This is a genomic window from Helicobacter sp. T3_23-1056 (assembly GCF_053654535.1).
This window is the reverse complement of the sequence record NZ_JBSIUU010000004.1, coordinates 66,738-89,206: the sequence shown is the minus strand read 5'-3', so window position 1 is coordinate 89,206 and position 22,469 is coordinate 66,738. Positions and strand designations below refer to the sequence as shown.

Genomic DNA, 22,469 nt, shown 5'->3' with positions numbered 1-22,469 from the left:
CAAATGCAAAATCTAGCACATATTTTTATAAAAATCAAAAACGCCACAAACAGCGCATTAGATAGATTTTGCAGGGTTTTTTTGGCAAGTTTTGGGTTTGGGATTTTTGGGATTATTTGTGGGTGCGGAAATCTAATCTTTGTCCCGCTTATTTTGCTAAAACTTCATCGCTACAAAAAAGTGCAGTATTTTAGTCGTGATTTGGTGCGATATGCGTGGAGATTGTTTTTGTGGATTTTGTGCTTTTCTAAGCGAGTGCAATATCGCTTCACAATATCTAGCCACCTACATTCTAGAAAAAACCCTAATCAACATTTCACAAAATCTAAAATCCTAGATAATGTTGGAAATCCTAGTGAGATTATCATCGCAAATCACCCATCTTTGCTAGATGTAGTCCTGCTTATCGCGCATATCCCGCGCATAAATTGCGTGATAAAAGCATCTTTAGCAAAAAATATCTTTCTTTTTGGAGCGATAAAAGCAAGTGGCTATATCCTAAACACCGCAAATGAGGAAATATTGCGACAAAGCATAGACGCACTAAAAATGGGAGAATCTTTGCTGATATTTCCCGAAGGCACACGCACAAAAGACAAAATCATTTTGCATAAAGCTGCTAGTTACATAGCCATTCATAGTGCCAAAAATCTAAGCGCGTTTTTTATCAAAATGTCCCCAAAAAGTTTGCAAAAGGATTCAAAATGGTATAATACCACCACTCAAACACTGCGATATGAGCTATCTTTAGAAGCGCAAATCACGCTAGATGAGTTTGAAAAAGAGAGGGTAGATTCTATTCGTGTGCGACATTTGCACGAAATCTTAAGCAATCTATATCATTCGCTAAATCACTAACTTTCAAGGAGCATAAATGCAACAAAACACACCAGAAACACTAAAAGAGGAACTAAAAGAGCTAATCATCACAAGTCTAAATTTGCCCGATATGAAGCCTAGTGATATTGATGAAAAAAGCGCGCTATTTGGCACGGAAAATAATGGCTTAGGGCTTGATAGTGTCGATGCGCTAGAGCTAGGGCTAGCTATCCAAAAACGATATGGGCTAAAACTAGATAGCAAGCAGGGGAATCTAAAAGAGATTTTTTATAGCATAGATACTCTATCGCGCTATATCGCAGAGCAAGACAAATAAACAAAATCTACAACACCAAATCTAAAACACCAAAAGGAGCATAAATGGAGCAACAAGAGATTTTTATTATCCTAAAAGACGCGCTTATCGAGCTATTTGAAATCGATGAAGCCAAAATCACGCCAGAGTCAAAAATCTACTATGATTTAGAGATTGATAGCATTGATGCGATTGATTTGCTTGACTTTATCCGCAAAAAAACAGGCTATCGTATGGAAGCCCCAGATTTTAAAGAAGTCCAAACCCTGCAAGATATTGTGGAAATCGTCCATAAACAGCTTGCGACAAACGCAAAATCTACGCAATAAATCTAGCTTTTTTTATAAACTCATTTATGAAAAAATATGCTTTAGTCGCGTTTAATGTGGCATTTGTAGCATTGAGCGTGGGCTATCCATTTATGCTATATTTTGGGCGATATATTGATTTTAGCGTTTCTAGCGTGATGTTTGCTTTGGCGTTTGCGTGGGGGATAAAGGCGTTTTTAGGATTTAGCGCAAAAAATGGTTTTTGGATTTTAAGCGCGATATTTTGCGCTATTTTTGCACTGCTTTTTTTGCAAAAGATTTTCGCATTACGCAGTTTTGGCGTGGAGCTAGCATATTTTTATCCCGTAGCGGTGTATATTTTGCTTTTAGTTGCATTTTTATTTAGCCTTAGAGATGAAGCCATTATCACTAAGTTTGCCGCTATATCTCACGGCGCAAAACGCGCTAGCGATTTGCCAAAAGAAGTGCAACGCTACCTTGTGCCTTACACTCGCACGCTTACAAAGATTTGGGCTAGCTATTTTGGATTTTGTGCTTGCGTGGCGTTTGTCTTGGCGTGCTTTGAGGATAAATTTTTGTGGAGTGTATTTTGCGGGGGTGTCTGCTATGTGGCATTGGGGCTACTTTTTGGCATAGAGTGGGTTTATCGCTATGCGTGTCTTATCCCTAGACAAAATCTAAAAAAAGAGGCTAGGTAATGTTTAGACATTTTCATCAAAATATTATGTTTAGTGATTTGGATTCTACAAAATCTAATAAACATTTGCAAGATTTGCAAAATGATTCTATGCAAATCGCTTATGGGTTGAGAGCGATTTCGCAGGATAAAATAGGCTTATTTTTAGATGATACATATCATTTTGTCGCTAGCTTGTTTGGCACGCTTTTAGCCCGCAAAACGCCATATTTGCTAAACTCCCCTCAAACAACGACAAATGATATGTTTTTGCTAGATGATGAAAAATATAGCCAAAATCTAAAATGTGAAAATCTAAAATATGGAAACAAACAAAAACACTTAGAGCAAACCCCGCAAAAATCCCTAAGCCACAAAGAGTCTTTAAGCCACACCGCAAACACAAATATTTCTCTATCAAATGCGCAATTTTTTATCCAAACTTCAGGGAGTAGCGGAGAGCCAAAATTTATCGCCAAAAATCTATATCAAATGATTTGTGAAGCGAGATTTTTGGCAGGATTTTTTACGCTTAATAGCAAAAATGACAACAATAAAAGTGAAGTCGTGTTTATAGGCGCGATTCCACATAGGCATTTATTTGGGCTTACTTTTAAGGTATTTTTGCCTTTGGTGTGCGGAGGTGTGGTTTTAAGAGAGCAGATTTTATCTCATCATTTGCTAGTAGAAGCACTAGACACGCACAAAAACGCTATCTTGCTAGCCTCACCCACCGTGCTAGAGATAATGCTAAAAGATGAAATCAGCTATATAAAATCCCCCAAAATCATCATTTGCGCTGGCTCTCCACTAGATAGCCACACAAGAGATGGGCTACAAAAACGATTTAACGCAAAACAAAAACAAACGCTACAAAACATTATCTCCATCTATGGTAGTAGCGAAACAGGCGTCATAGGCTATCAAGATAGCAAAACCACTAGCCACCCCATCGACAAATCCCAAAACCACTCTAGCACATTTTGTGCGTTTCCACCTGTGAGATTAGAGCTAGATTTTGCCCAAAGGCTTGTTATTTCTAGCGATTGGCTTGATAGCTTTGAGGGGGAAAATGCGAAGTTTCTTAGCAATGATTGCGCAAAAATCTATGATAATAATGCCAAAGATTCTAAGGTGGTCTTTACGCTTTTGGGGCGATATGATAGGATTATCAAACTAAATGAAGCGCGAATAAGCCTTGATTTTGTAGAATCTGTTTTAAAAAATCATAGCTTTATAGACAATGTCCGCGTAGGGGTGCTAAAAGGGCAAAAACGGCTAAGTGCGATAATAACCCTAACCAACGAGGGCAAAAACGCATTTAGAACACAGGGCAAAAAAGGCATAAAATCCGCGCTAAAACCCCTGCTAGATTCTGCTTCAAAAGATAGCAATATCTCTCTTGTAAGCGCGCTTAGATATTTTATTATCCGCTCTGCATTGCCATACAACGCACAGGGCAAAATCACGCTAAAAGATTTTGAGATTTGCGCTAGGGAAAAAATCGTGCCAGAGTTTAGGATAGTGCAAGATGAGAAGCCAAAAATGCAAATAAAATCTAGCAATTCTAGTGAATCTAGCAAGTCTAGCAAATCCTCTAAATCTAACGGGTCTTGCGAGGCAAAATCTTGCGTGCTAGAAAGCTACATTGATGAGGGGTGTTTTTATTTTGATGGGCATTTTGGTAGCTTTCCGCTTGTCCCGGGATTTGTCGAGCTAGGATTTGCCCTGCAAAACGCTAGCAAATATTTAGGCATAAAGCTAGAATCCATAAGCCAAATCCAAAGCGTGAAATTTTCGGCATTTTTGCGTCCTTGTGATATGGCTAGATTGGAGTTGGTGTGCGCTTACAATCGGCTAGATTTTAGCCTCTATGCAAATGAGAAAATCTGCGCTAGCGGAAAAGTGCTACTAAAAAATCAAATATGAGTGCTAAATGAGCAAAAATATGCAAAATCTAAAAACCCCAAAAGGTCAAAATCTGCAAGATAACGCGACAAAATGGCAGACAAAATCTAAAATAGAGCAAAACCTGTCTAAAAAATGTCAAAGTTCGCAAAAATGGCAAAATCCACAAATAGAGCAGAATCCGCAAAAATCGCAAACAGAGCAAACAGAGCAGAATCCTCAAAAATGGTATGAAAAAAACGAATGCGCAGGTAGCTTTTGGTTAAAAGTTACTTTGGTGCTTGTAAGTGCGTTTTACCACCCGATTTTGCGACCGATTTTAAACCTCTGCATAGCGTTTGTAACGGCTGTGTATTTTGTTTTTTCGCCAAATGAGCGGCGAAATATCGCTAGATTTTATGAGAATTTAGAGGGATTTATCGCAAGCCAAAATCCACAAAAAATGAGGCTTAAACCAAAATCGTGGCTACAAAGACAATGCCAAATCTATGGCAATTTTTATGAGTTTGGCAGTGCGATATGCGACAAAATCGCCTCTTGGCTAGGCAAAATATCCCACAAAGACATAGAAATCATCAACATAGATTTCATCAAAAATGAGCTAATGCCACCAAACAACGCAGAATCTAAAAAAGGGCAGATTTTGGTTGTTAGCCATTTTGGCAATATCGAAGTTTGCAGGGCATTGCGAAACGAAATGGGCGAAATGGGCAAAATCCCTCTAAGCATACTAATGTATGAAAAAATCGCAAAAGATTTTATCGCGCTTTTGCACTCTATCAGCAAAGACAAAGAATCTCTAAATCCAAAATCCCATCAAAGTATCATACTCGTGGATAATTTGGATATGGATTCTTTGTTGCAGATAAAAGATTTGCTTGATAGCGGGGTAAATATCGGCATTATGGGCGATAGAGTCGCTATTGATTCTACAAGCAGGGGCAAAAATGCGAAATTTGATTTTTTAGGCAAGCCCTGCTATTTCCCACAAGGCGCGTTTTTGCTAGCAGGGGTGCTAAATGTCAAAATCTCAATGCTATGGTGCGAAAAGCAAAATGGCAAATACCAAATCGAGCTAGAAAATATCTCCCAAACGCCTGTTAGATTTGCACGCGATAAATCTAGCAGGACAAAAGACGCGCAAGTAAGGGGGCTAGCACAAAAATATGTGGAATCCCTGCAAAAAAGAGTGGTGGCAAATCCAAAATCGTGGTTTAATTTTTATGATTTTTGGGCTGTGTAAAAATGCTTTTAGTATAATTTCTAAAATCTACCAAAACGGGCAAAAAATGAACAAAATGAAAGGGTAAAAGTAACGCTTAAAAGTTCATTTGGCAAGTAGGATTTTGACTTAAAAAAACTTGAGAGCGGATTTTGGGCAAGCAGATTTTGGCAAGTAAGATTTTGAAAAACAGGATTTTGGGCAAGTTTTAGCAAGCAAGATTTTGCAAAATGATTTATCAAAATCTACATAAAGCCAAAAGACATAAAAAACCCAAAAAGCACAAAAGGCACAAACTATGACAAATCTCAAACGAACATACCATTTTGTCGCGGAGTTTTTCGATGTGGATTCTATGGGGGTTATGTGGCACGGGAACTATGTGCGATATATGGAAATGGCAAGGTGTAGATTTTTAGATGAAGTGGGGTTTAATTATTTGGCGATGAGGGAGGCTAAATTTGCCCTGCCAATCGTAAAACTAGATTCTAAATTTATCGCTCCATTAGAGTTTAACCAACGCTTTTGCATAGAAGTAGAATTGCTAGAATTTGAATGCTTTTTTAGGCTTAAATATACATTTTTGGATTTAGATGGCAAAAAGCTATGCCAAGCTAACACTTCTCAAGTAGCGATTTTGTTAGAATCCAAAGAGACTTGCTTTTATCTACCAAATGAATTTATAGAGGCGTTAAAAGCATTTGTGGAGGCTAACCAAAATCGATAACATAGATTTTTGTAATAACGAAAAATTTTTTGGATTTTTTAGATTTTTGTAGATTTTAGGATTTTTGTTTTTTAGATTTTATTGTGTAAAATATCTCAAAATCATAGACTGCCACGCACAATAAATTGTGCTCGCAATGACGGAAGCAGAATCATTGCTTGCAATAGCATTAAAAAGATTTTGTGCGGGAGTTACTCTCTCTCTCTCTCTCGTTATTGGCAGGCGTGGCATTATTTGTGGTTGTCATATTTTTGGCTAATGTGTCGTGGGCTAATGTTATATGATTAGCAAAGACACACGCCAAAGCCACACTTACAAACGCTAATGCCTTATCGATTTTTATCCCATAAAAAACCATTTCAAACCCCTTGTTGTAAAATCTTGCAAATATGATTTTCTCATTATGTCTAGCATTTTAAGAAAATAAGATTCACAAGCAAAATGTAAAATAAATGTGAATTATAAAACATTTATTCTTAATCAATATTGAAAAATATCAAATAATCAAAAATCTAAAAAATCAACATTATTTGCATAAAAACTAGAATGATATGTGCTAATGTGTGGCTAAAGTTTTATCCGTGTTTTATCATTATCTAAGCATAATAATAATATAATGCCCTCCCTAAATTTGCTAGATAATCGCTAAAAAAAGCACGAAAATCACACGCAAATATAGCCACAACAAAACAAACACCGCTTATAAAAGCCCATCAACAACTACAAAGGCAAAAAGGTAAAATCATAAAAGGAGAGCAAATGAGCAAGATTAAGCCATCATTTTCAAAAGCACAAATCCCCAAAAAAATCCCAAAACTCCCACCAAAAGATTTAGTCAATGATTGTCATAATGACTTAGACAACAAATGCTTCAAAAAACTCGCCACAAAATCTACAAAAAACTTCCCAAACACCACGACAAAATCCACACAAACCCCCGCACAAAAACACGCAAAACAACATATAAATCCTACAAAAAATACGCTAGATTTGCTTAAAACAAATGAGTTTAAAGCAAATGATTTAAAAACAAATCTAGATTCTAGCGCGACTGATTTTAGAAAATCTAGCGTGAAAAAATCTAGCGCGCAAAATCCTAATAAACAATATTTTGACAAGCTAGATTCTCCACTAGATTCTACATATATCGGGTTATATGAGCCAGCTTTTGAGCACGATGCGTGCGGGATTGGTGCGGTGGCAAATATACGCGGAATCAAATCCCACAAAGTCATCACAAACGCGCTTCAAATCCTGCTTCAATTAGAACACAGAGGCGGGACAAGTGCTGATGATACTTCAGGCGATGGGGCGGGGATTTTGCTCCAGCTTCCACACGAGTTTTTTGTATCGCAAAATCTTAGTTTTTCTTTGCCAAATGAGGGGGATTATGCCGTAGCGCAGGTGTTTTTATCGCCAAATGTCGAGGCAAAAGAGGAAGGCAAAGCCCTAATAGCTCAAACCTTGCAAGAAAAGGGCTTAGAAGTGCTAGGATTTCGCTTTGTGCCTGTAAATCCTAGTGCCATAGGGCAAGTCGCAAAAGATGCGATGCCTTATTTTCTACAAGTCTTTGTAGCGCGTCCAAAAGACATTGCCAAAGGGATAGATTTTGAGCGAAAACTCTACATAGCAAGGCGAGCGATAGAAAAAAGGGCGTATGCCAAAAATCTAGCTAGATTTTATATTTGCTCTTTTTCATCGCGCACGATTGTGTATAAAGGAATGCTAATCTCTACCCAACTAAGCGATTTTTATTTGGATTTAAAAGATGTCAATATGAAATCTGCCATCGCGCTAGTGCATTCGCGTTTCAGCACCAATACCTTTCCTAGCTGGGAGAGGGCGCACCCAAATCGCTATATGGTGCATAATGGCGAGATAAATACCATAAAGGGCAATGTGGATTCTATGCGTGCGCGTGAGGGGCTATGCAAGAGTGATTATTTTGATGATTTAAGCGAGATTTTCCCCATTATCGCAAAGCCATCAAGCGATTCTGCGATGTTTGATAATACACTAGAATTTCTAAGCCTAAATGGACGCAGTTTAGAAGAAGCGTTTATGATGATGATACCTGAGCCGTGGAGCAAAAATCACAATATGGACCCACGCAAAAGGGCGTTTTATGAGTATCACTCCACGCTTATGGAGCCGTGGGATGGACCTGCTTCGATTATTTTTACCGATGGAATCATTATGGGGGCAAGCCTTGATAGAAATGGCTTTCGCCCATCGCGCTACTATCTCACAAAAGATGATTTTTTGATTTTGGCTAGTGAGACAGGCACGCTAAATATCGATGAGAGCAACATCAAAGCAAAAAAACGGCTAGAGCCGGGCAAACTGCTGCTAGTGGATACTGCGCGAGGTAGGCTAGTCTCTGATGCCGAGCTAAAAGACCAATACGCAAATGCCAAGCCATATACCAAATGGCTAGAAAATCTAATCAAAATCGAAAAACTAGAATCTAGCGATTATAAACACGAGTTTATGCCAAATGACAAAGTGTTGCTACTTCAAAGTGCGTTTGGCTGGAGCTATGAGGAAGTAAAAACTAGCATTCTCCCTATGGCAGCACAGGGCAAAGAAAGCCTAGCGGCAATGGGGATTGACACGCCTTTGGCGGTGCTAGATTCTACCCCGCAAAATCTTTTTAAATACTTTAAACAACTCTTTGCCCAAGTAACAAACCCCCCACTAGATGCCATAAGAGAGGAAATCGTAACAAGTCAGCGAATCTATCTAGGACGCGAGGGGAATCTACTAAAGCCAAATGAGACAAATTGCAAGCGCGTAAAGCTAACCTCCCCTATCATCACTAATGAAGAGCTACACAAAATCCAACATTTAAAAGACTTTAGCGTCCAAACCCTATCCATCGTTTTTGACTATACAAAGCAAAGCCTAGAGAGTGCGCTAGATGCGCTATGTGAGAGTGCGCTAGATGCGATTCAAAAAGGGGCGTCTATTTTGATTTTGAGTGATAAAGGGATTAACAAAAATTTATGTGCGATTCCATCACTTTTAGCCGTTTCAGGTTTGCATAATTTTTTGGTGCGCAAAAACCGCAGAACGCACGCAAGCCTAGTGATACAATCTGGCGAGCCACGAGAGATCCATCATCTAGCGTGTTTGCTAGGATTTGGAGCTACTGCGATAAATCCGTATTTGATTTATGAATGCCTATATCAGCTAATTAAACAAAAAGAGCTTGAGATTCCCTATGATAAGGCATTGGCAAACTACATAAAAGCCGCCTCCAAAGGTATCGTAAAAATCGCCTCCAAAATGGGAATCTCTACAATGCAAAGCTACAATGGAGCGCAAATCTTTGAGTGCATAGGGATAGGCTCTGCCGTGATTGAGCGGTATTTCACCTCTACGGCGAGCAAGATTGAGGGAATCGGGCTAGAGGACATTGAAGCGGATTATCTAGCTGTGCATAAAGCTGCATTTGATGCACCCAAAATCAATGCTTTGCAATCAAAGGGAGCGCATAAATGGCGAGCAGGCTATCATAATCCTAATGGCACAAATCACGCAAATAGCGACATTTCAAACGCACATTCTTGCGACAAAGAGGAACATTTGCTAGACCCTATGGCGATTTTTCGTTTGCAAGAAGCGTGTAGGCGTGGGAGCTACGAGCTTTTCAAAGAATACACAAGCATTATTGATTCTAAGCTAGTAAATCTGCGAGACGCGCTAGAGCTAGATTTTAGCGAGGCGATAAGCCTAGATGAAGTAGAGGGCATAGATTCTATCATCAAGCGATTTAAAACAGGGGCTATGAGCTATGGTTCTATCTCAAAAGAAGCCCACGAATGCCTAGCAATCGCTATGAATAGGCTAGGTGCTAGAAGCAATAGCGGAGAGGGTGGGGAGAATGCCGAGCGATACAAAAAAGAGCCAAATGGGGACTTAAAATCTAGCGCGATAAAGCAAGTGGCTAGCGGGCGATTTGGCGTAAATATCGAGTATCTAACCAACGCAAAAGAAATCCAAATCAAAGTCGCACAAGGCGCAAAACCGGGCGAGGGAGGACAACTCCCGGGGTTTAAAGTCTATCCGTGGATTGCTAGGGCTAGACATTCTACGCCCGGGGTTGCGCTTATCTCACCTCCGCCACACCACGATATTTATTCTATCGAGGATTTAGCCCAACTAATTTATGATTTAAAAAACGCAAATCCTAGCGCAAATATCTCTGTCAAACTTGTAGCAGAATCTGGCATAGGCACAGTGGCTGCAGGAGTGGCAAAAGCAGGGGCAAATATTATCCTAGTCTCTGGCTATGACGGAGGCACGGGAGCAAGCCCTAAAACCTCTATCGCAAATGCGGGTATGCCTTGGGAGCTAGGGCTAGCAGAGACGCATCAAACGCTGATTCTAAATGGTTTAAGAGAGCGCGTGAGGCTAGAAACAGATGGCAAGCTACTAAGCGGGAGGGATTTGGCTATCGCTACGCTTTTGGGAGCGGAGGAATACGGCTTTGCTACCGCTCCGCTTATCGTGATGGGCTGCACGATGATGCGGGTTTGCCATCTAAATACTTGCCCTTTTGGGATTGCTACGCAGGATAAATTATTGCGTGAGCGATTTGCAGGTAGGGTAGAAGATGTGATGAATTTTATGCGATTTATCGCAGAAGAGTTGCGCGAATATATGGCTAGACTAGGATTTTGCACGATAGATGAAATGGTGGGGCGAGTAGATAAACTCCGCCAAAAAACGCTACAAGGCAAGGCAGGCAAAATCAACCTAGATAGAATGATAAAAAACCTCCCCACTTATAATCAAACCGCGACTTATTGCAAGGATTTTAAAGACAATAAGCTAGAAAAGACGCTAGATTCTACGATTTTATTGCCATTGTGCAAAAAGGCTCTCCAAGAGGGTAGAAAAACCAATCTAGCCCTTGAAGTCTCAAACCTCTCGCGCACATTTGGTGCTATGCTCTCTTATGAAATCACCAAAATCTATGGCGCAAAAGGGCTAAAAGAAGACACTATCCACATAAAGGCAATAGGAAGTGCGGGCAATAGCTTTGGTGCGTTTTGCAACTACGGCGTAAAGCTAGAAATCATAGGCGATGCAAACGACTATCTAGGCAAAGGACTAAGCGGAGGCAAAATCATCGCCCGCACAAGCGAGGAATCCTCCCTAAGCCCCGAAGAAAACATAATCGTAGGCAATGCCTGTCTATATGGCGCGACTGCTGGGGAAGTGTATTTAGATGGGATTGCAGGGGAGCGATTTTGCGTGCGCAACTCTGGAGTAAGCGCGGTGGTGCTAGGTATGGGGGTGCACGGGTGCGAATATATGACAGGTGGGAGAGTGCTATCTCTAGGCGATGTGGGGGAAAACTTTGCCGCTGGAATGAGTGGGGGCTATGCTTTTGTGCTAGGACAGCACAATATTCCACGCGTAAATACCGAGCTAGTCGATATAAAAGAGCTAAGCAAGGACGATGAGCGCGAGATAAAGTCTATGCTAGAATCCCATATCGCCTACACAGGCTCAAAAAAGGCAAAAGAAGTGCTTGAGCGATTTAACAAAAACGACTTTTTTAAGATTTTGCCACGGGATTATGCGGTGGCTATGCGCGCGCTAGAAGAGAGCAAAAATGAGCCAAACCCCGAGCTAGCAGCGTTTGAAAAAATCACAAAAATGGCAAAAAAATAAACTAGCCACAAAATCAAAACAAATATAAAGGAGCAACAATGGGCAATCCACGCGGATTTATAGATTTTGACAAGCAAAAGCCACAGGCACAAAGTCCAAAAGAGAGAATCAAACATTATGGAGAATTTTACACGCCATTGCCAAAAAAAGAGCAAGAGAGGCAGGCGGGGCGGTGTATGGATTGTGGTGTGGCGTTTTGCCACACAGGGATAAAAGCCCCCGCACAAAAGCCATACAGCGAAGTAGCTAGGCAAAATCTACCGACTTGCACTTCGCAATCTTGGCGACTAAGCGGTGGTGAGATAGGCTGTCCATTGCATAATCTTATCCCCGAATGGAATGACTTGGTGTATAAAAGCCATTGGGAGCAGGCATATTTTAGGCTTAGCCTTACAAATCCATTCCCAGAATGGACAGGGAGGGTATGCCCAGCACCTTGCGAGGATTCGTGTGTGTGTGCGATAAATGGCGAATCTGTGGCGATAAAAAATACCGAGCTAAATATCATTGAAAATGCGTTTGAAAATGGGCTTGTAAAGCCATTTTCCCCAAAAGTAAAAAGTGGCAAAAAAGTCGCTATCATCGGCTCAGGTCCCGCAGGGCTAGCCTGCGCAAATAGCCTAAATGAGCTAGGGCATACCGTGGTGGTATATGAGCGAAGCGACAAAGTGGGGGGGTTGCTAGCCTATGGAATCCCCGATATGAAGCTAGATAAATCTATCGTGCAAAGGCGCGTAGAGATTATGCAAAAAAGCGGGATTGATTTTCGCGTAAATGAGCATATAGACACAAAATCAAAGGCAGATAAGATTTTAGCCCAATATGACGCTGTGGTGCTTGCCACAGGGGCTAGCAAGCCTATTGATTTAGAGATAGAGGGGCGAAATAGTGAGGGGATAATGTTTGCGATGGATTTTTTGAGCGATAATACAAAAAAACTAGCAGAGGCTACTATGGCTACTAGCGTGGCAAAATCTAGCGTAAATGCCAGCTCAAAATCTAGCCAAAATCCTAGCAATGCAAAATCTAAAATCCAAAATCTAAAAGGTGGCGAGCTAGCAAAAGATAAACGCGTGCTTATCATCGGCAGTGGCGATACAAGCGTGGATTGCGTAGCGGTGGCGTTGCGTCAAGGTGCTAGCTCTATTGTGCGTTTTGAGCGAAGCCCTAAACGCCCGCAAATGCGAGAAAAATCAAATCCTTGGCCTCTAAAAAAAGAAACTTTTTACACTGATTATGGGCTAGAAGAGGCGATGGAGCATTTTGGCAAAGATGTGCGACAATACCAAAAACTTACCAAAAAATTTATCACTAAAAATGGCAAGGTAAGTGGCGTGGTCGCGCTTGATTTGGAATGGAAGCAAGAAGGCGAAAAGCGCGTGCGAAAAGAGATAAAGGGAAGTGAAAAGGAATACAAAGCGGATTTGGTGTTGCTTGCTATGGGATTTAGCGGGAGTGAAGAGCAGCTAAAAAGCGCGTTTGGCGTGGAATTTGATAGTCATAATAATATCGCTACAAGCATAAAAAGCAGTGATTCTAGCGATAAGGCATTAAAGCAGGGGGTTAGTGAGTTTTTGACAAGCAGGGAAAAAGTCTTTGCCTGTGGGGATTCTCGCATAGGGCAAAGCCTCGTAGTGTGGGCTATCGCAGATGGTTTGCGCTGTGCTAAAGCTGTGCATAGCATGCTTGCAAACTACGCGACAACCCCCACACAAGAAAACAAAAAAATCAAACACGCATAAATATAGATTTTGGCAAGAACTAATATTTGTGTTTTTTATATTGTCATTATGAGATTTTACCTTTTGGTAAGTCATAGTAACTTTTTGCCATAATTGGCAATTTTATCATCCTGCACTAAGAAAAAACCAAAAGTTTGGAAAACAAAGATTGTGCAAAAAACATATCAAACTCAAATTTTTTGATATTTTTGGATAAAGCCTCTTAGTCTTGGATTTGACAAAAAAGTCCTCATACCTTGGCAGGAAGTATTATGGAGTGAGTAGATAACACTAAATTTCATAAAAAATGTTGCAAATTTTTATGGTATGGATTTTTCTAACCTTTAGCTGTATGCACAAGGTAAGGGACTTAAAAAGTTGGCTTAATAGGTCTGAATCGACTTTTCTCTTATCAATTTTAATAAAATTTTTAGGCTTTCTTTAACTTAAACTCACACAAAAGAATCTTAAGTTATGATGCACACGATGAAAAACAAGAGAGGTTCTTAAATATTGTTGCCTTGATATTGAGGCTGTAAAAATCGCAAAAATTAAGCAACATTTCTCGCCAAAGTATCAATAAAATTTGCAAAAATATTAGAATTTTAATCGCAAAAGAATGCGAAACAATATCTAAAATGCAAGGTAAAATTGAAATTGATGAGAGCTATTTTTTGCTTCGCTACACTCGCAACTGCAAGCAGAAGGTGCTAAAAGAGTGCGGGGAAAAAGAGGGCGTGGAGCAGGTAAGAAAACGCCTGTGTTTGGAATGTTAAAACGAAATGGTTGCGTTTATACACAAGTAGTCAAAGGTTGCTCTGCTAGTGAATTATTGCCGATATTGCGTGATTGTAGCGTTTTAGCAGAATCCATAATTTATAGCGATTGTTGGAGAGCGTATGATGGATTGGTGGTTTTCGGCGCAAAGGCACATTATCGTGTTAAACATAGCAAAAATGAATTTGCGCTAGGTAGAAATCACATAAATGGCATTGAAAACTTTTGGGGCTATGCTAAACATAGATTAAGCAAGTTTAAGGGAATTTCTAACAATAATTTCATTTTACATCTAAAAGAGACAGAATTTATATATAATGTCCAAATACAACAGCAAGATTCGTATAAAATTTTACTAAAAATGATGAGTAATAATCCGCTTGAGTTATCTTGAGCCTAATATTTTTTAAAAATATTATTTATTTCTATAAACATTTTTTCAAATCTATTAATTGTATTTTCTTCAAAATCATTTATTTTTAATCCTTTTGAAACCAATAACTTGGCAGGTCTATAATGATTAAATCTTTCTTTATTAATAATTTTGTTAATAGAATCAAGTATAGTCTTTGATTTGTCTATATTGCTTTCATTAATATCATTATATTCTTTAAATTCCTCATTAAATAAATTAAGATAGTCTTTTATAGAAAAAATATCTTCGATATTAGCTATATCTAAATCATCAACAAAATCGCTGTAAAATTTTAAATTCTTTTGTTTGATAATCTTATTTTTAACAAGATTATCGACATTAGCTTTAGGTTTTTGTTCGGTAAAATTATCAAGTAAGCATACTATATTTAACTCGTTTCCTCTCATTAAAGATATAAACGCCGAAACTTTATCAGCTCCGCCAACAGGAACTATGACAATATCTTCATTTAATCCCTCTTTGTTATTTTCCTTTAATAATGAAGACATGTAATTTAAATAGACTAAATCTGATATACCCTCGACAACTAAATTATTTTTATTAACAAAAAGATTTTGCGCTATAGTATATCCTAATGCAGCTTGTAATGGAAATAATGTATTAGCATCTTTTTGCTGAACCGAATCAGAAATAATAGAACCTTCTTTTGTTTCATATATAGTATAAACCCTATCTAAATGATTGGAATCTATCATAAATGGAGAATGCGTAGTATAAATGATTTGATAATTTTCTGATAACTCTTCTAAAAAAGTTAATAGATTTCCTTGTGCCATTGCATGTAAATTTAATCCAGGTTCATCCAAAAGCAGAATATATTGACTATTTTTATCCTCTTGTATTTTTTTAAACCACACTAAAAATGAAAAAAACCAGTTAAATCCTTTGCTTCTCTTATCTAACGGCAAAGAAACACCTTTATCTGTATTTTCAACTCTTATATTCAAGATATGATTATTCTGCTCTAATTTTGGCTCTATTTTAAATCTAATTTGTAAGTTTTTGTTTGTATCCCAAAATTTAAATATTTCTTTGGTAATTAATAATTGTGTTGCTTCCAGTTCCGCATTAAATTCTTCAAAATTGTTAGATTTTACAATAGTATCAATATCAATTTCTGCAAGTTCAAAAAGCGCTTTTGCTGTTTTTAGTTCTTCATTTTCTAATTTCTCTTTTTGTAGGCTTTCAATACTTACTCTTGCTGGCAAACTATAATATTCGTCATAGTAAAGGAATTTGGGCAATTTTGGTTCTATCCATTTTTTAATAACATATTGAGTTATAGGATTGTCAGATTGATATTCATACATATTTTTTAAATATTCGAGAGACTTTAGTAATTCCTCATTGTTTTCTATGTTTTTTACTTTTTCAATAGCAGAATCAATGTCTTGAATATTTTTAATATTTAGCATATCGGTATAAATAGTTGTTTCAACTTTTCCATTAAAATCTTTTAAGTATTGTTCTATAAATTCTTTATCATCAATATTTATCCCATCATAACTAACATTATTGTTATAATCTTTTGTATAAGAAAACTTTTCTATAGAAAATTTATCAATTCTCAAATTATCATAAATTTCTTTTTGCAATTTTTTTGATACGCTATAAAAACAAGTAACCGCTACTGGAAATTCGTTTTTATTTTGTTTTAGTTCCTTTCTTGGATAATCATGTGTTTTATCAAATTGAAAACTTTTATCATCGTTAAAATAATTAACTTTAGCTAAAGCTTCAAGTATATTTGTTTTACCAGATTCGTTCATTCCAACAAGTATTGTAATTTTATCTCCTACATCAAAAGATTGAGCAGATTCAATGCTTTTATATTTATAAATTTCTACTTTTTCTAATTTAATCATTGTCTATAAAATCCTTTCTTAATTTTATTTTTTATGTAAATTAAAAAACATTTGCGCTAATGCCAAGAAATACAGCACACAATTTTGCACAGTATTATAACATAAACTATAGAGTAAGTGCAAAATTAACAAAAATTTTGTATAATTTTAAAATATTGTTAATCATTTAGAGGATTTATGCTGTAGCGTGTATATTTCCTCGCCATACCAAACGATAAAGACAAGGCAATCGCTTCTTACAAACGCCTACCATATATGAACTACGGACCAGCAAAAAAGTGGTGCTTAAATCTAATAAAAGTTTCTTTTTTATCGTGCGAAATCATTGCTTTAAAAAAGTCGTGCTGATAAATAATCCGCTGGATTTAAATTTTAAAAATACAGAATCTGATATACATAAAACTTTACATACAAATACCCTGCGCGGAAGTATTTTAGATGAGAAATCGGGGTTGTGTAGCCACGAGCGAGGAAATAAGACTGATTTGTCTATGGTTGCTCGCTTCGCTCACAAATCCTACGGATTGACGAAGCGAGTGGCAAACTCCCAGATTTATCGCTAAAAGACAACGCACAAAGCACAAAACCCACACGCTTACAAGCCTTAGAAATCATTCAAAATTTAGGGAAAAATTGCGCCCTACTTGCTACCACAGGCAAATGTGGGCGCGAGCTCTACGAGCTAGGCGACAAAGAAAATCAGCTCTATATGGTAGGCTCTATGGGCTGTGTAAGCGCGTTAGGGCTTGGAATCGCGCTAAAATCACACAAAAAAGTCATAGCCATCGATGGCGATAGCGCACTTTTAATGCGACTTGGCACACTTGTCGGCAATGCGTATTATACAAATCTCGCAAACAAGGGCAATTTCTGCCATATTTTACTAGATAATCAAAGCCACGATAGCACAGGCGGGCAGTTCAATCTCTCGCCATTTGTAGATTTTGTGGCAATCGCAAAATCTTGTGGCTACGCAGTGGCAAAAAAAGGCAAGAGATTTAGATGAATTTAGCGCGATTTTGGGGGAGTTTTTGGAGGCGCAAAATGGCGGGGCGTATTTTATTTACCTTGATATTGCAAAGGGGAGCAAAAAGGATTTAGGACGCCCCAAAATCACGCCAAAGCAAGTGGCACAAAGATTTAGCGCGTGGCTAAATGATAAAGAAGTTTAAATTTTAAAGCGCGTTAAATTTAGGCTATTTTAAAGGAAAAAAATGCAATTTACTTATTTTAATCCCGTAAAAATCCGCTTTGGCGTGGATTATTTAGAGTCGGTTAAAGGCGTGGCAAATCGTTCGCAAGATGCGCGATTTTTGCTAGTTACAAGCAAGGGATTTAGCAAAAGGGGGTTAAGTGAAAAAATCGCAAACGCGCTAGGGACGCAACTTGTCGGCATTGTCGATGAGATTTTGCCAAATCCGCAGTTAAAGCATTTGCAGGAGATAAATGCGAGTATATCAATATGCATCATATAATTTTGATAATTCCAAAACGAGTATGAAATTGGAAATATTGCCTCTACTGCCATTTTCTCTAGCGATTTTAAGATATTTTCGCTAATAAAAGCTATGTAAATATATTTCCTCTTTTGTTTTATCATATAAAAGTTTGCTAAAATACTTATCTTTCTCATTAATATAATCATCATCTTTATCGATAAGGTAAGCTATGAATATAATATATTAACATCCCTCATTTTATCACAACAATCTACTACGCGTTCTAAATAATTTGTCCTCAATTTATTTATTACCAGCAATAAAACAATATAATCGCCCGTTGCTTTACTTGTTGCAAGATTTAAATTCCCATTTATGCCTATATTATAATCCGTCTTAAAATATTTGATTCGCTTATCTTTATAAGATTTTACAACATTAGCCGTCTCATCGGTGGAGCTATCATCGCCCACGATAATCTCAAAATTTTGATAAGTTTGATTTAAAATACTCTCAATAGCCATTCCCACATAATCTTGCTGATTGTAAGTAATAAGTGCGATAGAGACTTTTGGACTAGTAGTCATTTACCACCTCCACGACTTTTGCTACTTCCTCATCATTCATCACAGGCGAGATGGGCATACTGATGATAGTGCGGTGGATTTCCTCACTTATGGGATAGCTGTGATTTTCCCACTCTTTATACGCGCCTTGTTTGTGCGGGGGCGTAGGGTAATGAATGATAGTTTGCACCCCATTTTCGCTCAAATACGCCTGAAATTCATCGCGCTTCTCTGTGCGCACCACAAAGCAATGCCACACACAAGCATTTTCATCATACACCTTTGGCAAGATGATTTTAGGATTTGTGATAGATTCGCGGTAGATTTTGGCTATCTCACGCCGTTTGGCATTATCTGCGTCTAAATGCGCGAGTTTTATATCCAAAACCGCCGCTTGCATCTCATCAAGTCTAGAATTTACGCCTTTATAAATGTGATGATATTTTCTATCTGACCCGTAGTTGGCGATAGCTTTGACTTTGGCAAAAAGGGCTTCGTCATTTGTAGTGATTCCTCCGCCATCGCCTAATGCACCTAGATTTTTACCCGGATAAAACGAAAATGCACCCGCATCGCCTAGATTCCCCACTCTTTTGCCTTGATATATCGCGCCGTGTGCTTGGGCGCAATCTTCGATGATTTTTAGGTTGTATTTTTGCGCTAACGCCCAAATTTTCTCCATTTGCACGGCTTGCCCGTAGAGATGCACGACTATGATAGCCTTTGTTTTGGGTGTGATTTTTGATTCGATTAAATCGGGGTTTATGTTGTAAGTGTCTATGTCTGGCTCGACTAGCACTGGCGTGCAACCATTTTGCGACACGGCTAAAATCGTGGCTATGTAGGTGTTTGATGGCACGATGATTTCATCGTCTGCGCCAAATCCATAAGCGCGAATGATGAGATTTATCGCGTCAAGCCCATTTGCCACGCCAAGAGCGAACTTTGTGCCACAAAATTTTGCGAAGTTTTGCGCAAAGGTTTCATTTTCTTTGCCCTCTAAATACCAGCCACTATCAAGCACAGCCTTGATTCTAGAATCTATCTCTGCGCGAAAGCGGTTGTTTATCTTTTGTAGGTCTAGGAATTTGAGCATTGATTGTTTTATCCTTTTTTTTGTTATATCAATTTGTTGTATGTTTAAGTTAGAATATTCTCTCAAAGCAAATTTCATCGTTCTTGGTTGTAAATTCTACATAAGAAATTGAGATGTTATTCCGCTTGTAGAATTTATTGCACTCTCTACGAAATTCATCTTGTTTTGTTAACTCATTATTAGTTTGTGCTTTTCTACAAACGATTATAGGTTGAATATAATACATTTTGTATTGTGTATAATATTCGTATGGTAGCCCATTTGGTAGCGTATGAAAATAATATTGTTGAATCCATTTAATATATCTTTGTATTTGTGATAGTATATCTGGATAGACGCAAGTCGATTTCAATTCTATGGGAATGACTTTTCCATAACTAAAGTTACCCAACCATATAGAAGCCATTATATCAATCTTTTGCATTCCTACACCGCAACTTACTTCATTGCCAAGCCACTCCAAAAGTTCGTTTTGCGAAAAATTAAGAATTCCAATTTGGTTACCAAAATCTTTAAAATTTTGCAAAATGTATGCCTGCAAATGTGCCTCAAATTGATTGCCATTACGATATTTTTGAATCAATCGTGGCAAAATATCAATAGTTTGCTGTCTGCCAATATAATTGTATTGACATTGACAAGGAACAATTGTTTGTAAGTTTGCATTAAAGGTAAAATTTTGCCCTGCTAGTCGTTGTCCTTGATTTTTAGCTCTTATTAACCCAATAAGTCTATCGCTTTCAAACATAGTAACCATTGTATTTCCACGATTACCTTTAAGCTTTCTGTAAATCAAGCTCCACAACATTTGGTTTGGTGAATAAATAAATTGAATCTCATCAAGTGCTTCCCACTCTGTAACTCCAATAGAATAAACTTCAAACGGCTCTATTAAACAACGAAATATCAATGATTTTTGAAGTTCGTTTTTTAAATATTGTTGTCCATCATTATTATCCAAAAATACTAGATTTGCAATTCTAAAAACTCCATAAAATTTACCTTCATAAATATCTTGTTTGGAATCTTGCTGTAAATAAAAAATTACTAAATCACCAACTTGAATTCTAGTAAAATCTGCAATCATTTCTACAAGAATATTTTCCGTTTGTGGCGAATGTCTTGTATTGGGACTACCGTTGAAATCTACGCTATCATCTCCTTTGCCAGTACCAACAAATTGGTATTCCAAGTGATATTTAAAAGTTGTCGCATCAACAATGAAAACATGAGTTGTCATTTTTTAATCCCCTAATTTCTGAAAATTAAAGTTATACAATAAACTTCCTAAATTTCCCTTTAACTATCTCATAATCCTCTCTGCAAAATCTATAAAACACATCTTTTTCATTACTCGCCCACTTCTTTTGCAACAAATCATTTGTAAAAAAGCACAGACTTTGACATTGTCTTTGCGGACATCAAAATGCGCTTTTGTAAAACCAAGCGCGTAAAAAGCGTATTTATACACAAGTAGCACAGATTCGATGGCTACATTAGCGGATGCGCCAACTTTTATTATCCAGCTTCCCTAGCAAAAGTCATCGATAATATACAACTCTTGTTTTGGAAATGATAAGAAATAATGCGAATCGGATTTTGCTATTATCGTATGTTTTTACAAGGAAAAGGATACAAAATCAAATCAAAAAAGTTTAAGAATCTATGCTGTTGCTATATCTCTAAATTTGTTTAATGATTATCAGTAGTGTATGCTTCGTATCGAATGTATTGCGCGTGCGTATCGCATAAATCGTGCCACAAACTACTACAATTTTTTGTAACTACAATCCCTCATCATCAAGTGCAAAATCGATAAAACTTTGGATTTCATAGTCTTTGTGTTTTTGGCTATGCTCTATGCTGATAACGATGATTTTTTTATACGCGTTTGTTAGCTTATCAAGCCTTGCTTTTAGTAGCGTTTCATTGGGGAAAGGCATCGCCAAATACGCAATATCATTTATCAAAAAATCACACTCATCATTGTAATTTATGATATTTTTAGAATGCTTATTTTTTGAGTCAAAAGCATAGCCAAACGCACCATATTTGATTAGCAATTCACAAAATATCATATTTTCAAATATATGCTGAAAATTTGGCGTTTTTATGATGCTATAAGGCAGGGCAAAATTATACAAATATAGTTTAGATTTTGCACCACTAGAAAAATCACTATGCGGGAGCAAAAAAATACTACCCTGTGATTTTAGATTTTCTACAAAAGCATAAACCGTGTCTTTGGAGGTTTTAAAATATGGTTTTAGCTTGGCTAGAAGTCCTAGCGTGCTAAATACCCTCCCTTGAAATCCAACCAACTCTAAAAAAATCTCGGTATGTCTTGGGTATGCTAGGCGGATTATTTCTTGGTTTCTAGCAGAATGTTTTGATTCTAGCAAAAAAGGCATTTCAGGTAAATTACCACTTTTTAAAAATGTCGAAAAAATCCCCTCTAATCTTTGCGTCTTGCTAAAACTTACAAATTCCCTAAAGCTAAGGGGCAAAATCATTTCTTGTTGCATTTTTTCTTGTGGCGATGCAAGCGACTTATTCAAATCGTTTGCATTTTTTGTGCGAAAATCGCTAGAAAAAGGCATATTTGTGATTAAAATGATATTGCTAAAATTTGGCAAGGTTAGCCCTTTTCCATAATTATCCACCACAAGCAAATCAAAACCTTTTTCTAAAAATAGTTTTAGCAAATCTGTCTTTGCCTCCTGCGTGCTAAATCTCATATCCGCACAATCAATAAACACAGGATTTTTTGCGATTTTAGCGTATTGCAAAGCAAGGGAGGTTTTGCCACTTTTTGGAGGACCATATAGCAGTAGGGGCGTGTCTTTTTGGGGATATGAGCGGGGGAGTAGGTTTGTGTATTTACTCTTTTCATACAAGATATTGTTTTCAAACATTTGATTAGATT

The 22,469-nt window shown here is 37.6% G+C and carries 20 protein-coding genes and 1 pseudogene; 14 read left to right on the top strand and 7 right to left on the bottom strand.

The window, feature by feature from the left end; all coding sequences use genetic code 11:
- Positions 1–3: 3 nt before the first annotated feature.
- Genes ACWIUO_RS03150 through ACWIUO_RS03125 form a run of 6 tightly spaced genes read left to right on the top strand, consistent with a single transcriptional unit; the run spans position 4 to position 5,252 of the window.
- A complete protein-coding gene (locus ACWIUO_RS03150) occupies positions 4–858 on the top strand; it encodes a lysophospholipid acyltransferase family protein (protein WP_454176486.1) in 855 nt (284 codons plus the stop codon).
- Between the two features lie 16 nt (positions 859–874).
- Entirely contained in the window at positions 875–1,156 is a 282-nt protein-coding gene (locus tag ACWIUO_RS03145) for a phosphopantetheine-binding protein (protein ID WP_454176485.1), read from the top strand.
- Positions 1,157–1,200: 44 nt separating this feature from the next.
- Complete coding sequence (locus ACWIUO_RS03140; RefSeq protein ID WP_454176484.1) at positions 1,201–1,464, top strand: acyl carrier protein; 264 nt, start codon at positions 1,201–1,203, stop codon at positions 1,462–1,464.
- Between the two features lie 26 nt (positions 1,465–1,490).
- On the top strand, positions 1,491–2,123 hold the full coding sequence (locus tag ACWIUO_RS03135; RefSeq protein WP_454176483.1) for a hypothetical protein: 633 nt from the start codon (positions 1,491–1,493) through the stop codon (positions 2,121–2,123).
- On the top strand, positions 2,123–4,030 hold the full coding sequence (locus tag ACWIUO_RS03130; RefSeq protein WP_454176482.1) for an AMP-binding protein: 1,908 nt from the start codon (positions 2,123–2,125) through the stop codon (positions 4,028–4,030). The genes ACWIUO_RS03135 and ACWIUO_RS03130 overlap by 1 nt, the downstream gene beginning before the upstream one ends.
- A 7-nt stretch (positions 4,031–4,037) precedes the next feature.
- A complete protein-coding gene (locus tag ACWIUO_RS03125; RefSeq protein WP_454176481.1) occupies positions 4,038–5,252 on the top strand; it encodes a hypothetical protein in 1,215 nt (404 codons plus the stop codon).
- A 20-nt stretch (positions 5,253–5,272) separates the two neighbouring features.
- Here the strand turns inward: ACWIUO_RS03125 and ACWIUO_RS03120 are convergent, their stop codons facing one another.
- On the bottom strand, positions 5,273–5,473 hold the full coding sequence (locus ACWIUO_RS03120) for a hypothetical protein (RefSeq protein WP_454176480.1): 201 nt from the start codon (positions 5,471–5,473) through the stop codon (positions 5,273–5,275).
- 56 nt (positions 5,474–5,529) lie between these two features.
- On the opposite strand from ACWIUO_RS03120, the gene ACWIUO_RS03115 reads away from it, so the two are divergent.
- The gene (locus ACWIUO_RS03115) at positions 5,530–5,958 is read left to right on the top strand and encodes an acyl-CoA thioesterase (protein ID WP_454176479.1); all 429 of its coding nucleotides are present in this window, start codon (positions 5,530–5,532) and stop codon (positions 5,956–5,958) included.
- 169 nt (positions 5,959–6,127) lie between these two features.
- Here ACWIUO_RS03115 and ACWIUO_RS03110 read toward each other — a convergent pair whose 3' ends face one another.
- Positions 6,128–6,316: a hypothetical protein gene (locus tag ACWIUO_RS03110; RefSeq protein ID WP_454176478.1), complete on the bottom strand. Its 189-nt coding sequence runs from the start codon at positions 6,314–6,316 to the stop codon at positions 6,128–6,130.
- A gap of 401 nt (positions 6,317–6,717) precedes the next feature.
- Here ACWIUO_RS03110 and gltB point away from each other — a divergent pair, with 401 nt between their 5' ends.
- The 3 genes and pseudogenes from gltB to ACWIUO_RS03095 all read left to right on the top strand — a co-directional run.
- On the top strand, positions 6,718–11,643 hold the full coding sequence (gltB, locus tag ACWIUO_RS03105) for a glutamate synthase large subunit (RefSeq protein ID WP_454176477.1): 4,926 nt from the start codon (positions 6,718–6,720) through the stop codon (positions 11,641–11,643).
- Between the two features lie 38 nt (positions 11,644–11,681).
- Positions 11,682–13,385: a glutamate synthase subunit beta gene (locus ACWIUO_RS03100; RefSeq protein ID WP_454176476.1), complete on the top strand. Its 1,704-nt coding sequence runs from the start codon at positions 11,682–11,684 to the stop codon at positions 13,383–13,385.
- Positions 13,386–13,854: 469 nt separating this feature from the next.
- Positions 13,855–14,535, top strand: a pseudogene (locus ACWIUO_RS03095) (IS1595 family transposase); the annotation flags it as partial.
- Positions 14,536–14,537: 2 nt separating this feature from the next.
- Here ACWIUO_RS03095 and ACWIUO_RS03090 read toward each other — a convergent pair.
- Positions 14,538–16,442, bottom strand: a complete 1,905-nt coding sequence (locus ACWIUO_RS03090) for an ATP-dependent nuclease (RefSeq protein WP_454176475.1) — start codon at positions 16,440–16,442, stop codon at positions 14,538–14,540.
- A 281-nt stretch (positions 16,443–16,723) separates the two neighbouring features.
- On the opposite strand from ACWIUO_RS03090, the gene ACWIUO_RS03085 reads away from it, so the two are divergent.
- From ACWIUO_RS03085 to ACWIUO_RS03070, 4 genes are all read left to right on the top strand, one after another.
- Positions 16,724–17,005: a hypothetical protein gene (locus ACWIUO_RS03085; protein WP_454176474.1), complete on the top strand. Its 282-nt coding sequence runs from the start codon at positions 16,724–16,726 to the stop codon at positions 17,003–17,005.
- 146 nt (positions 17,006–17,151) lie between these two features.
- A complete protein-coding gene (locus ACWIUO_RS03080; protein ID WP_454176473.1) occupies positions 17,152–17,448 on the top strand; it encodes a thiamine pyrophosphate-dependent enzyme in 297 nt (98 codons plus the stop codon).
- The gene (locus ACWIUO_RS03075) at positions 17,408–17,614 is read left to right on the top strand and encodes a hypothetical protein (RefSeq protein WP_454176472.1); all 207 of its coding nucleotides are present in this window, start codon (positions 17,408–17,410) and stop codon (positions 17,612–17,614) included. Before ACWIUO_RS03080 ends, ACWIUO_RS03075 begins: the two co-directional genes overlap by 41 nt.
- A gap of 42 nt (positions 17,615–17,656) precedes the next feature.
- Positions 17,657–17,917: an iron-containing alcohol dehydrogenase gene (locus tag ACWIUO_RS03070; RefSeq protein WP_454176471.1), complete on the top strand. Its 261-nt coding sequence runs from the start codon at positions 17,657–17,659 to the stop codon at positions 17,915–17,917.
- Between the two features lie 191 nt (positions 17,918–18,108).
- Here ACWIUO_RS03070 and ACWIUO_RS03065 read toward each other — a convergent pair whose 3' ends face one another.
- The 4 genes from ACWIUO_RS03065 to ACWIUO_RS03050 form a co-directional block, all read right to left on the bottom strand.
- Positions 18,109–18,468, bottom strand: coding sequence for a glycosyltransferase family 2 protein (locus ACWIUO_RS03065; protein ID WP_454176470.1), 360 nt, complete (start codon positions 18,466–18,468; stop codon positions 18,109–18,111).
- Complete coding sequence (locus ACWIUO_RS03060) at positions 18,458–19,543, bottom strand: DegT/DnrJ/EryC1/StrS family aminotransferase (protein ID WP_454176469.1); 1,086 nt, start codon at positions 19,541–19,543, stop codon at positions 18,458–18,460. Before ACWIUO_RS03060 ends, ACWIUO_RS03065 begins: the two co-directional genes overlap by 11 nt.
- A gap of 49 nt (positions 19,544–19,592) precedes the next feature.
- Positions 19,593–20,783, bottom strand: coding sequence for a DUF91 domain-containing protein (locus ACWIUO_RS03055; protein ID WP_454176468.1), 1,191 nt, complete (start codon positions 20,781–20,783; stop codon positions 19,593–19,595).
- Positions 20,784–21,327: 544 nt separating this feature from the next.
- Positions 21,328–22,458: a hypothetical protein gene (locus ACWIUO_RS03050; RefSeq protein ID WP_454176467.1), complete on the bottom strand. Its 1,131-nt coding sequence runs from the start codon at positions 22,456–22,458 to the stop codon at positions 21,328–21,330.
- Positions 22,459–22,469: the final 11 nt, after the last annotated feature.